The sequence below is a fragment of the Mycobacterium stomatepiae genome (genome assembly GCF_010731715.1).
GTDB lineage: Bacteria > Actinomycetota > Actinomycetes > Mycobacteriales > Mycobacteriaceae > Mycobacterium > Mycobacterium stomatepiae.
The window spans coordinates 5,083,595-5,096,197 of sequence record NZ_AP022587.1; the positions used below are offsets into that span (position 1 = coordinate 5,083,595).

General features: G+C 66.1%; 11 protein-coding genes. 6 read left to right on the forward strand and 5 right to left on the reverse strand.

The window, feature by feature from the left end; genetic code table 11:
* The 3 genes from G6N54_RS24270 to G6N54_RS24280 all read right to left on the reverse strand — a co-directional run bounded on the left by G6N54_RS24270 (nucleotide 1) and on the right by G6N54_RS24280 (nucleotide 3,424).
* A complete protein-coding gene (locus tag G6N54_RS24270) occupies nucleotides 1-1,578 on the reverse strand; it encodes a sugar transferase (RefSeq protein WP_232072977.1) in 1,578 nt (525 codons plus the stop codon).
* Between the two features lie 80 nt (nucleotides 1,579-1,658).
* Nucleotides 1,659-2,222, reverse strand: coding sequence for a dTDP-4-dehydrorhamnose 3,5-epimerase family protein (locus G6N54_RS24275; RefSeq protein ID WP_163792715.1), 564 nt, complete (start codon nucleotides 2,220-2,222; stop codon nucleotides 1,659-1,661).
* A gap of 44 nt (nucleotides 2,223-2,266) precedes the next feature.
* Nucleotides 2,267-3,424: a PPE family protein gene (locus G6N54_RS24280; RefSeq protein ID WP_163792716.1), complete on the reverse strand. Its 1,158-nt coding sequence runs from the start codon at nucleotides 3,422-3,424 to the stop codon at nucleotides 2,267-2,269.
* A 483-nt stretch (nucleotides 3,425-3,907) separates the two neighbouring features.
* Here G6N54_RS24280 and G6N54_RS24285 point away from each other — a divergent pair, with 483 nt between their 5' ends.
* The 3 genes from G6N54_RS24285 to G6N54_RS24295 all read left to right on the forward strand — a co-directional run bounded on the left by G6N54_RS24285 (nucleotide 3,908) and on the right by G6N54_RS24295 (nucleotide 7,483).
* Nucleotides 3,908-4,585, forward strand: coding sequence for a TetR/AcrR family transcriptional regulator (locus G6N54_RS24285; RefSeq protein WP_163792718.1), 678 nt, complete (start codon nucleotides 3,908-3,910; stop codon nucleotides 4,583-4,585).
* 118 nt (nucleotides 4,586-4,703) lie between these two features.
* Nucleotides 4,704-5,417, forward strand: coding sequence for a TetR/AcrR family transcriptional regulator (locus G6N54_RS24290; protein ID WP_163792720.1), 714 nt, complete (start codon nucleotides 4,704-4,706; stop codon nucleotides 5,415-5,417).
* 74 nt (nucleotides 5,418-5,491) lie between these two features.
* Nucleotides 5,492-7,483, forward strand: coding sequence for a hypothetical protein (locus G6N54_RS24295; protein WP_163792722.1), 1,992 nt, complete (start codon nucleotides 5,492-5,494; stop codon nucleotides 7,481-7,483).
* Here G6N54_RS24295 and G6N54_RS24300 read toward each other — a convergent pair.
* Entirely contained in the window at nucleotides 7,480-7,845 is a 366-nt protein-coding gene (locus tag G6N54_RS24300; RefSeq protein ID WP_163792724.1) for a PAS domain S-box protein, read from the reverse strand. The two genes, G6N54_RS24295 and G6N54_RS24300, sit on opposite strands and share 4 nt — an antisense overlap.
* Before the next feature lie 134 nt (nucleotides 7,846-7,979).
* A complete protein-coding gene (gene metG / locus G6N54_RS24305) occupies nucleotides 7,980-9,536 on the reverse strand; it encodes a methionine--tRNA ligase (protein WP_163792726.1) in 1,557 nt (518 codons plus the stop codon).
* An 18-nt stretch (nucleotides 9,537-9,554) separates the two neighbouring features.
* On the opposite strand from metG, the gene G6N54_RS24310 reads away from it, so the two are divergent.
* From G6N54_RS24310 to rsmA, 3 genes are all read left to right on the forward strand, one after another.
* Entirely contained in the window at nucleotides 9,555-10,415 is an 861-nt protein-coding gene (locus tag G6N54_RS24310) for a TatD family hydrolase (protein WP_179969121.1), read from the forward strand.
* A gap of 144 nt (nucleotides 10,416-10,559) precedes the next feature.
* Nucleotides 10,560-11,687 (forward strand): resuscitation-promoting factor, encoded by a 1,128-nt coding sequence (locus G6N54_RS24315; protein ID WP_197939612.1) that lies wholly within the window; start codon nucleotides 10,560-10,562, stop codon nucleotides 11,685-11,687.
* Nucleotides 11,651-12,580: a 16S rRNA (adenine(1518)-N(6)/adenine(1519)-N(6))-dimethyltransferase RsmA gene (gene rsmA, locus G6N54_RS24320; protein WP_276056951.1), complete on the forward strand. Its 930-nt coding sequence runs from the start codon at nucleotides 11,651-11,653 to the stop codon at nucleotides 12,578-12,580. Before G6N54_RS24315 ends, rsmA begins: the two co-directional genes overlap by 37 nt.
* Nucleotides 12,581-12,603 lie beyond the last annotated feature (23 nt).

Here is a 12,603-nt window from a genome sequence, read left to right on the forward strand (position 1 = left end):
CTAGTATGCGCCGTGGCTGGTGAGAACGGCCTTCACGGTCTTGGCGATAATCATCAGGTCGCCCGCCATCGACCAGTTGTCGACATAGGACAGATCCAGCCGGACCGACTGCTCCCAGGAAAGATTCGAGCGGCCGCTCACCTGCCACAGGCCGCTGACGCCCGGCTTGACCAGCAGCCGGCGTGCGACGTCGCCGTCGTAGTTCTCGACTTCCCGGCGTAGCGGCGGCCGCGGCCCGACGACGCTCATGTCGCCCTTGATCACGTTGATGAACTGCGGCAGCTCGTCGATGCTGAATCGGCGCAGTATCCGGCCGACGGGCGTGACCCGGGGGTCGTTGCGCATCTTGAACAACATGCCGCCGGCGCTCTCGTTATGCGCCAGCAGGTGGTCGATCTGCTTGTCGGCACCGTCGGTCATGGTGCGAAACTTCGGCATGGTGAAGGGGTTTCCGTCCATGCCGATGCGCTCGGACGGGTAGAAGACGGGGCCCCGGCTGGTCAGCTTGACGGCGATCGCCGCGATGATCAACAGTGGCGCGGTCGCGATCAGGGCGGCCAGGGAGAAGCAGAAGTCGAAGGCCTGCTTCTGAAAGCGCTGTGTCCCTTCGTATTGCGGCTTCTCGACGTGGAGCAGGGGCAAGCCGGCGGTGAGCTGCAGGGTCAGTCTCGCCTCGGCGACGTCCATCACGCCGGGGGAGACCACCAGGTCGACGTCCTTGGTCTCCAACTGCCACATCAGCTCTCGGATGCCGCGCACACCGAAGTGCTCGGTCCGGGTGACCGCCACGGTGTCGGCGCCGCAGCCGTCGATGGCTGCCACGGCATGGCTTTCGTCGCCCAGGATCGGGACCTCGCGGCCGTCGACCACCAGCGTGTTGCCGCGCGACGGGCCGTATCCGGGAATGCAGACCCCGACCACGATGCAGCCCGCCCGGGGATTGCGGGCCAGCTCGTGGGCGAGGTGTGCGACCGCCTGCCGGTCACCGACCGCCAGCACCTTGGTCTGGCACTGGCCGCGAGCACGCAGGCTGCCGAGGTGCTGGCGCCACAGGCTGCGGCTGGCCAGCAATCCGAGGGTGCCGGCGGGCAGGGCGATCGCCAGGTACCCGCGGGCCAGGTCGACCTTGGCGAGCAGGGTGACCATCGCGATGATGCCGAAGGTCCAAAAGGACGCGCTGCCGATGCGGCGGTACTCGTCGATGCCGGCTCCGATAATGCGCGGTGACCTCGTCTGGAATACCGCGAGCGCCGACAGCCACAGCGCCGCGAACAGGATCGAGAACAGCGTCATGACCGGGCCCGAGTGGCCCGAGGTGCGGGCGGGGGATTCCCCGAACCGGACGTATTGCGCGAGCATGACCGATCCGAAGACGATCACCGAGTCGGTGATGCGCAGTCGCTGCGAATACTGGAATTGCCAGCGCCGCACGGCATTACCGCGGGGTGCCGCCACCGACCGGATGGCCAATGCCGAACCAGGAAGTCGACCACCCGGCAACGAGATCATCCCTGCTGGCTTTCGCTTATGCGGTGGCTGATTGGGGCGGAACGCCGTCGCGGACGGTGCCGGAGCCATTGGCATGATCATCGCGCGGCGTCCTTATATCGCACATGATGGGTAGGTCACCTGAAGAACCGGCGCGGTGGCGGCGCCCCTCAGCATGAGGCTGCGCTCACAATCGGCGTGGGTCGCGGCGCATATGCGGGCCAGCTCGCGTCCTCCTCGGAGATCACGGTGACTGGCAGTGGCCATTCGATTCCGAATTCCGCGTCGTCCCAGCGCAATCCCCGCTCGTCGGCCAGCTCGCGGTGGCTGCTGATCTGGTAGTTGACCTCGGTGTTGGCGGTCAGGGTCTGAAAGCCGTACGCGATGTAGGGCGGCAGGAACAGCGCCCGGTGATTGTCGGCGTTGAGCTCGACCATCATGTGGTCGCCGAAAGTCTGTGCCTCGGGCCGGATGTCGACGACGGCGGCGGCAATCGCACCTCGAGTGCAGCGCACCAACCTGGATTCGGTGTGTGGCGGCACCTGAAAGTGCAGCCCCCGCACGGTACCCCGGGTGTAGTTGAAGAACACGTCGGTCTGGGTGACCTTGAAAGTCAGGCCGTAACGCTCGAATTCGCCTGCGGAGAACGAACGTGACGAGAAGCCGCGGTGGTCCCGTTGCGGTTCGAGGTCGACGATCGTCACGCCGGCGACCTTTGTTGGCGTGTACTTCACATACCGCTCCTTCCGTATGGGGCGTGCATAGGAGGGCTGCTTTCTTATCCGGCGGCGAACGGGCGAGCCATCGCGGTGGGGATGAGCCCGTAGCGAGGAACCGGAGGGGTGCGCGGAGCGGTGCCCCGCGCCATCGGCAGTCCGCCCAGCATGTTCGGCATCGAGCTGCCGTTGAGGGCGATGTTCGGCAGCGCCGAGGCGGCCATCGGGGCGTTCGGAATCACACTGGTCCAGGCCGTCGGCACCGACATCGGGCCCAGGTGGGCCGCCGTGCCGAGGCTGCCTATCACGCCCGATCCGATGTTCGGCAACGCGGAGGCCGCACTCGCCGCACCCGAGGCCGCGCCTTGCGCGGCGGCTGCAGCGCTCTCGGCCGCGGTTCGCGCCATGCCCTGCGCGGTCTGGGCCATCGAGAGCACGGAGGACATCCCGTAAAGCGGGGTGGCGCCCGCGTTGAGGTAGTTCGGCAGCCAGTTGGGCACTTGCGCCGCGAGGTTGGTCAGCGTGTCCGACACGGCGGTGCTGGTACCTGTCGAAACCGTGCTGGTAGCGGGCGTGGTGAGCGACTGCATCGTGGTGGGCACCTGGGAGACCAGGTTCGCGAGGTCTGCGTGCTGCAATCCGGTGGCTGCCGCGGCCTGGCTGACCGCATTGCTCTGGGCGACCAACCCACTGTCGTCGGTGACCTTTGGCGGAATGTTGAACTGGGAGACGTCGCAGACGGCCACCGAGTTTCCGGCGTACTGGTACATCGCCGCGGCGTCCTGCGCCCACATCTCGCCGTATTCGGCCTCGTTCGCCGCGATCGCGGCCGAGTTCTGGCCGAAGAAGTTGGTGGACATCAGCGTCGCGAGCTGGATGCGGTTGGCCGTCACTACTGGCGGCGGGACGGTCATCGCGAAGGCGGCTTCATAGATCTCGACGGCGAGCGTGGCGTGGCTGGCGGCTTCCTCGGCCCGCGCGGCCGCCCCCGACATCCACGCGACATAGGGGCCGAAGGCGGAAGCCATGGTCAGCGACGTGGGGCCGAGCCACCGTCCGGTGGTCAATCCCGCGATCAGTGAGCGGTAAGAACCTGCGGCAGAGTGCAGCTCGGTGGCCAGGTTGGTCCAGGCGACCGCGGCCATCGTCAGCGACGCCGGCCCGGGGCCGGCGTACATCCGTGCGGAGTTGATCTCCGGGGGCAAAGCACCAAAGTCCATCGTGAATCCCTAGGTGTCAGCGGACCGCGGAGGCCGCTGCGGCCTTGGCGATCGGCTGAGTGGTGACGATCAACATGTGCTTTCCATCCCCGAGAGGTTCATGGCAACAAACTGACGAGTTGATAATAGCTCAAAACACATACTAATGGTCAATGATATGTCGGTGAGCCTGACGACAAGTATCGAGACTGGCATGAACACAACCATGAATTCGTGACCAGTGCTGCTAACCTTCTAGTCAGTTCAAATGTGGTCCGGAGGACTGCGGCGCGTGTTTGCGCGAACCGCGTTGAAGAGGCGAGGTGTGTGCCCTGCTCAGGAAGGCATCATCAACGTGAAGGCAATCAACCCAGGTCAGGGCCCTGTTTGCCTAGTGGGGGGCCCTGCGGGTGGTGCAGGGTCCGGCGTTGGCGCCGGGTTGTCGTTGCCGACCAGCGTTGATCGAGGATCCCCCCGTGCCGGAGAGCTGAGATGTCGGTTTCGATGACAAGTCACTCAACCGATGGGCGGGCCGATGCGACCCGCCGACACATCCTGCGTGCCGCATCGCACCAGTTCGCACGGCGTGCCTACCACGAGGTCGGTCTCGACGACATCCTCGCCGAGGCGGAACTGACCAAAGGCGCGATGTACTTCCACTTCCGGTCCAAGCACGCCCTGGCGGTCGCGATCATCGACAAGCAGACCGAAGCCGGCACCACCGCCGTCCAGGACCTGGTCACGCGGGGACTTTCGGGCCTGGAGACGCTGATCGACTTCTCGTATCTGATCGCGATCCAGGACATCAAGACCGACCATGTCAGGGCCGGGCTGAACCTGATCGAGTCGGTCGGGCGTTCGGAGGGCCTGCAGGAGCGGCTGCTGGAGCAGTGGGTCAAGGCGCTGGCCGACGTCGTCGCGCAGGCGATCGCTGAGGGCGACGTCGACGAGCGGTGTGAGCCGATGGACGTGGGACGCATGATGGTGTCCCTGCACATGGGGCTGCGCAAGACCAGCAATCTCGACGATCCGGAGCGGTTCTTGCTGGACCTGGAGAAGTGCTGGGGCCTGCTGTTGGCCGGCATTCTGCAACCCGACCGGGGTGACTACTTCCGGCAGTTCCTGCGGCGACGTGCCGCCCTGGCGATCAACACCAGCTCACCCCCCACCGATTCGTCGTAACCAGGCCGAACGCCACAGCCGGATTTGCGACTGCTGTTAATCTTGATTCTGTTGCGGCGCAATGTGAGACGAGATCCCGAATCTGCGCACTCGATGAAACTCCGGAGGAACAGGGGCAATGGCGCGCCAGGTTCGGTCTGAGGTTACCCGGCGAAAGATCCTCAAAGCCGCCATCGACGTCTTCGGCGAGGTCGGGTATGCGGCCGCCGGTTGGGGCACGATCATCGACCGCACCGGGATGACCAAGGGCGCCCTCTACCACCACTTCGACTCGAAAGAGTCGTTGGCGTCGGCCATCATCGAGGAGGGCGCCGAGACGCTGCTCAACGGGTTCCGCAACGTGTGCGGAAACGCGTCACCTGGCCTGGAGAACCTGCTGCACGGCACGTTCACCATCATCGGGATGCTGGGCTCGGACGAGACCGCCCGCGCCGCCGAGCAGCTGACCTGCACGTTGCGCGGCTTCAACGAAGCGGCGGGGCAGTTCTGCGCAGCGATGGTCGAGCAGCTGGCCGGTGAGGCCCGGCGGGCGATCGCCGAGGGTGACCTGCGGCCGGACCTCGATCCGGGCGAGGTCAGCGAGTCGATCTTCGGCGCCATGTTCGGGACGCGGGCGCTGGCCGATGCGATCGCCGGCCTGGGTCCGCGGGCCGAGGCCGGCGCCACCGGTGACGTCGAGCGCCTGATCCGGGTGTGGGAACTGCTGCTCCCCGGCATCGTCTCGGAGGCGTCCCTGCCGTACTTCCGCCAGTTCCTTTCCCGCGAAGCCATGCGCCATTCCCGGCCGGTGGCGCCGCGCCGCGACGTCACCCCGGTGTCGGAAACAGGGTGAACCTGAGCAAACGCCCGGCGTTGGCCTCGGTCCAACGCCTCAACTGCGCGCCGTTTCGACAACGTACCGAAAGAATGCATACTGTTCCGGCGGTGTACCGAAAGTATGTAGCCAGACTTGCTGCTCTGGTCGGGGTGATTGGGTTCCTGGTCTTGAGCGCCCCACCGTCGGGGGCCGCGCCTTCGGATGCGGGTACGACGACGGACTCGCTGACCCTGTCGCTGGCCGACCTCGGTTCCGCGCCCAGCTTGGAGTTCTGGGGCCTGAGCAGCTCGCAGGTGCTGACCGTGCCGGTGTTGCGCGGCCTGACGCCGAGCGCGCTGAACGCCACCGTCGAGCTGCCGATCAATCTGCGGACGGGCACGCTTACCGTGAGCCAGGACCAGCGCACCATCGCGAAGATAAACCTGCCCACCGCAGACCAGACGCCGCTCGTCATCCCGCTGGCCGGTGCGGAGGTTGTCGACAACTGGCTGACGGTGACAGTGCGTACCTACCTGGTGCCGCTGGACGGATATTGCTTGTACCAGGAAAGCCCGCTACGCCTGTCCAGCCCGACGATCAGCTACACCGGCGCGGAACTGCCGCCCACCACAGTGGCGCACTTCTTGCCGCCGGTGTTGAAGAAGCTGAGCATCTACCTGCCGCAATCCCCGTCGACGTCGGAGTCCGACACGGCGATTCAACTGGCCGCCTCGGCCGCCTCGCGCTACGGCCGGCAGAACCCCGAGATCGTCGTCGTCCCACTGCCCGAAGGGCAGGTTGCGCCGCCGGCACCGCCACAATCGCTGGAACGCCAGATCGTCGTCAAAGAGGGATCGGACAACGGGCTGGCCCTGCAGGGTTCCGGCGCCGCGACGTGGATGCTGATGTCGGGACCGCTCGGGGAAGCCGACGAATCCGACACCGCTGTGCTCTTCAACGACCTGTCCCAGCTGGCGGTTTCGTCCAAGGCCGTCGCCGACGAACTGAAGCCCCGCCCGCAGCAACCCGGCGACACCACGACGATGCGTGACCTGGGGCAGCCAGTCGCCAACTCGACCCAGCTGCAACCGCGGGTGTCCATTGGGTTGGACCAGACCCGGTACGGCAGATCCATCCGCGGAGTGCGCGTACATCTGCTGGGCTCCTACACCCCGACCCCGTCCAACATCGGCGGTCAGGTCACCGTCAACATCGGCGCGGAGACCATCGACCACTTCCCGACCGACGGCCATGGCACCATCGACCGCTGGGTGGATGTGCCCGACCGGTTGCTGCAGCGCGATACCAGTCTCGACGTGGTGCTCGATGTGGCCGGCAACATCGGCCACTGCGGAGACTTCTACACCGCCGGGCCCGGCAACCAGCTACTGACGCTGAACATCAGCGGCGACACCACGATTGAAAGCAGGCAAGCCGCACCGCCGGTGCCCGATGGCTTCCAGTCGCTTCCGCAAGCGCTGATGCCGCGGGTCCAGGTAGGCATCGAGGCGCACTCGCTGCCGGACACCGTGCGCGCCATCAACTTGGTGGTCGGACTGCAACGCATCAGCTCGACGCCGATCTATACCCGCGTGACGAGCGTGCAGCAGGCCATCGATTCGTCGAATCCCGCGATCCTGATTTCGGCCGACGGGTGGAACCACTCCAATGTCGTGCTCCCGGTGTCGGCAGGGCCCAGCGGCCCGATCACCGTCAATGCCTACACGGCCGATGGCAAGCCGACCACGCTCTCCCTGGACCCGACGATGAAATTCGGTTCTCTCCAAACGGTTTTCAATAAGGGCCGGTCACTGCTGGTAGCGACGTCCAATGGCACGTCCGCTCAGGTCGACGACCTGATCAGGTGGGTCGGCAGCGACAACAAGCACTGGCAGCGGCTCAAGGGTGTCGCGGTGGTGGCGGTGGCCGGACAAGAACCGGTGACCATCGAACGTTCGCCGACGGCCGGTCCGGTTGCCGCGGCCGAGGAGCCGCACTCGGACTTGGGGTGGCTCTGGTGGTTGGGCGGTGCCTGGCTCGCGGTGACCGTCATCGGTGCCGCAGTGGTGTTGCTCCGCGCCCGGCGCGTAACAAAACGCTAGCGCTCGTCGTCCCACAACTGCTCGGTCAAATCCTGGAACGTCGCCAGGGCGAATCGGTCGTCGGCCCGCATTCCGACCGATTTGCTCATCAGCGCGCGTACGACCGAGCCGTCTTTGTGGGCCAGTTCGACTACTTCGTTCGCCAACGCATGAACGACCGACAGCAGTGAGGATTCCGAGTCGGGGGCCCGGAAGAAAACCTCACCGAAGCGCAACGCCAATACCTCTTCCGACTCGTAGCCCACCATTTCCGCGAATGCGGTGTTGGTGAACAAGATCGCGCCGTCGTCGCCGACCGCCAGCACCGGAACCGGAATCCGCTCCAGCACCACCAGGGCGGGCAGTTGCTTCAAGGTGGTCATCGGCGATTGATTGTGCTGGTGCCGATTCTGTCGTCGCTCCACAGGCCGATTATGGTCTATGCCAGAGGTCATGTTGGGCATATTTCCTCATGCATGAGCTGAGGCCGCTTCGCTGCACTTGTTTCGCCTTTCGGTTATCTGTCTTCGGATTCTGGCTGATATCGCGGGAATACGCCCGTGGGCGCCGGCAATATCGAGCCGCTGGTTAGCCGCGTACCGATCGCGGTAAACGTCCGCTGGTCGCTGCCCTGCCCCAGCAGATCCAACAGCTTGCCGGCCGACTCCGGCATGACCGGCTGCACCAGCAGTGCCGCAATGCGGACCGCCTCGCAGGTCGTGTACAGGACGGTGCGGAAGCGCACCTGATCCGCCTCGGATTCGCTCTTGCGCAACACCCACGGCTGCTGGGCCGAGAAGTACTTGTTGGCCTCGCCCAGCATCAGCCAGATCGCCTCGAGCGCCAAGTGCATTGCCTGCTCGTCGAAATGGGCGCGCACCCGCGCCAGTAACGCGTCGGCGGCCTTGAGCAGCTCGGCGTCGGCGGCGGTGAACTCGCCGGGTTCGGGCATCACCCCGTCGAGGTTCTTGGCGATCATCGACAGCGACCGCTGCGCCAGGTTTCCCAACTCGTTGGCCAGATCGGTGTTGATCCGGTTGACGATGGCTTCTTCGCTATAGCTGCCGTCCTGGCCGAACGGCACCTCGCGCAGCAGGAAGTAGCGCAGCTGGTCCACGCCGAACGCGTCTGCCAAGGCCACCGGGTCGATGGTGTTGCCCACCGACTTGCTCATCTTCTGGCCGCGGTTGTGTAAGAATCCGTGCGCGAAAACCCTTCGCGGTAGCTCGATTCCGGCCGACATGAGAAACGCCGGCCAATATACGGCGTGGAACCTGATGATGTCCTTGCCGATCATGTGCAGATCGGCGGGCCAGTAGCGCCGGAACACTGGCGAGTCGGTGTCGGGGAACCCCGCGCCGGTGAGGTAGTTGGTCAGCGCGTCGACCCAGACGTACATCACGTGGTCGGGGTGCTCGGGGACCTGCACGCCCCAGTCGAATGTGGTGCGCGAGATCGAGAAATCGGTCAGCCCACCGGAGACGAAGCTGACGACCTCGTTGCGGCGCACCTCGGGACCGATGAAATCGGGGTTGGCCTCGTAGTGGGCCAGCAGCTTGTCGGCGTACGCGGAGAGCCGGAAGAAGAACGTTTGCTCCTTCTCGCTCCAGGTCACCGGCGCGCCCGTCTCGGTGGCGATGCGGGTGCCGTCGACCACCTCGGTCTCCGAGTCGCTGAAGTAGCGCTCGTCGCGCACCGAGTACCACCCCGAATAGGTGGCCAGATAGATGTCACCGGCGGCCTGCATGCGCCGCCAGATCTCCTTGGACGCCTCATGGTGGTCGGCGTCGGTGGTGCGAATGAAGCGATCGAACGAGATGTTCAGCGCTTCCTGCATGCGTTGGAACACATCGGAATTGCGCCGGGCCAGCTCGGCGGTCGGCACCCCGGCGGCCGTCGCGGTCTCGGCGACCTTCTGGCCGTGCTCGTCGGTACCGGTCAGGAAGCGCACGTCGAAACCGTCGAGCCGCTTGAAGCGGGCGATCGCGTCGGTCGCGATGTATTCATAGGCGTGACCGACATGCGGCGCACCGTTTGGATACGCGATCGCAGTGGTGACGTAATAAGGCCTCATCGAGATTCACCCTATTGTGTGCGCGTGAGCTCCAGCCGACCTGGTAAACGAGAAGCGCCGCCCGCCCCGGAGCCGTTGGCGCCCCTGATCGATGCGCACACCCACCTCGACGCGTGCGGTGCCGAGGACGCCGACGGTGTGCGAGCCATCCTCGACCGTGCCGCGGCGGTCGGAGTGGGCGCCGTCGTCACGATCGCCGACGATCTGGACTCGGCGCGCTGGGTGACCCGGGCGGCCGGTTGGGACCCGCGGGTGTACGCCGCCGTGGCGCTGCACCCGACGCGCGCCAACGCCCTCGACGACGACGCGCGCGCCGAGATCGAGCGGCTGGCGGCCGACCTCCGCGTGGTGGCCGTCGGGGAGACGGGCATGGATCTGTACTGGCCCGGTCGGCTGGACGGCTGCGCCGCTCCCGAGGTGCAGCGGGAGGCCTTCGCGTGGCACATCGACCTGGCCAAGCGGAGCGGCAAGCCGCTGATGATTCACAACCGGGACGCCGACGCCGCGGTGCTCGACGTGCTGGACGCCGAGGGCGCGCCCGACGTCGTGATCTTTCACTGCTTTTCCTCCGACGCCGTGATGGCCCGCCGCTGCGCCGACGCCGGATGGTTCATCAGCCTGTCCGGGACGGTGAGCTTCCGTAATGCGCATGCGTTGCGCGAAGCCGTGCCGTTGATTCCGGCCGACCAGCTGCTGGTGGAAACGGACGCGCCCTTTTTGACACCGCATCCTTATCGTGGCGCACCCAATGAGCCGTACTGCCTTCCTTATACTGTTCGTGCGGTCGCGGAACTGCTCGATCGCCCGGCAGCGGAACTAGCCCGAATCACCACGAGCAATGCCCGACGGGTCTACGGACTCGTCGAATCGGGCGGGTGATCTGCACAACACATTCGTGCCGGAGTTGCTCCAGGTTGACCGGTTCGTTACCGTCTTGTGGTCGAATCGTTGGTTTATTGCACTGTTGTCTAATGCTGCTGGGTAGGTCGCTAAGTGGTTGCTGAGCTCGGGGTAGACGCGCGTTTGTCGGTATTGGCAAGGCTTCATCAGACCCCGTCGGCGCTGCTGCGCCTGGTCGTCGGAGGACTGCTTGTCGTACTCGCCTTAGCCGGCGGCTTCGCGGTCTCGGTGTCCAAGACGGTGACATTGACCGTCGACGGCATCGCGATGCGGGTGACGACGATGAAGTCGAAAGTGATCGACATCGTCGAAGAGAACGGCTACGTCGTCGACCAGCGCGACGATCTGTACCCCGCCGCCGATGTCCAGATCCACAACGCCGACAAGATCACGCTGCGCCGCAGCCGGCCGTTGCAGATCTCGCTGGACGGCCGCGACACCAAGCAGGTGTGGACGACGGCGTCCACGGTCGACGAGGCGCTGGCCCAACTCGCGATGACCGATACCGCCCCCGCCGCCGCCTCGCGCGCCAGCCGGGTCCCGCTGGCCGGCATGGCCCTGCCGGTCGTCAGCGCCAAGACCGTCCAGATCAACGACGGCGGCACGATCCGGATGGTGCATCTTCCGGCGCCGAACGTCGCGGGTTTGCTCAACGCCGCCGGCGTCCCGCTGCAGGACAGCGACCAGGTAACGCCCGCCGCGACCGCGCCGATCGTCGACGGCATGCAGATCCAGGTGACGCGCAACCGCATCGAGAGGATCACCGAGCGAGTCCCGTTGCCGCCCAACGCGCGCCGCGTCGAAGACCCCGACATGAACATGAGCCGCCAGGTCGTCGAGGACCCGGGTAGCCCGGGCACGCAGGATGTGACCTACGCGGTGGCCACGGTCAACGGCGTGGAGACCGGCCGGCTGCCGATCGCCAACATCGTGATCGCGCCCGCCCGCGACTCCGTGGTGCGGGTGGGCACCAAGCCCGGAACCGAGGTGCCTCCGGTGACCGACGGGTCCATCTGGGATGCCATCGCCAGCTGCGAGGCCGGCGGAAACTGGGCGATCAACACCGGCAACGGCTACTACGGCGGCGTCCAGTTCGACCAGAGCACCTGGGAGCGTAACGGCGGGTTGCGGTTCGCCGCCCGCGCCGATCTCGCCAGCCGGGACGAGCAGATTACCGTCGCCGAGGTGACCAGGGAGCGCCAGGGGTGGGGTGCCTGGCCGGTGTGCAGCGGACGAGCTGGTGCGCGCTGACGATCCAGCTGCTCGGACGCACCGATATCAGGCGGCTGGCCAAAGAACTTGAGTTTCGGCCACGAAAATCGTTGGGGCAGAACTTTGTCCACGATGCCAATACGGTCCGGCGGATAGTTTCGACGTCCGGAATCGGTCGGGCCGATCACGTCCTGGAAGTCGGCCCGGGTCTCGGTTCGCTCACGCTGGCGCTGCTCGACCGCGGCGCCACCGTCACCGCCATCGAAATCGACCCGGTGCTGGCCGAGCGGCTGCCGCGGACCGTCGCCGAGCACTCGCACAGCGAGATCCAGCGGCTGACCGTGCTCAACCGCGACGTGCTGAACCTGCGCCGCGACGAGCTGGCCCCGGAGCCGTCGGGCCCAACAGCCTTAGTCGCCAACCTGCCCTACAACGTCGCGGTGCCGGCGCTGCTGCATCTGCTGGCCGAATTTCCGTCTTTGGCGACCGTGACCGTGATGGTGCAAGCGGAGGTCGCCGAGCGACTGGCCGCCGAGCCGGGCGGCAAGGAGTACGGCGTACCCAGCGTGAAGGTGCGCTTCTTCGGACGGGTCCGCAGGTGCGGCATGGTTTCGCCGAACGTGTTCTGGCCGGTGCCCCGGGTGTATTCGGGGCTGGTCCGCATCGACCGCTACGACACCGCGCCGTGGCCCACCGACGAAACCTTCCGGCGCCAGGTGTTCGAACTGGTCGACATCGCCTTCGCCCAGCGGCGCAAGACGTCGCGCAACGCGTTCTCCGAGTGGGCGGGCTCGGGCAGCGAATCGGCAAATCGGTTGCTGGCGGCCAGCATTGATCCCGCCCGCCGCGGCGAGACGCTGTCCATCGACGACTTCGTGCGGCTGCTGCGACGGTCCGGCGACCCGGCACAGCCGCAGGCCTTCGGCGGCTGAGCCCGGCGCCGTTGCGTGTGGTT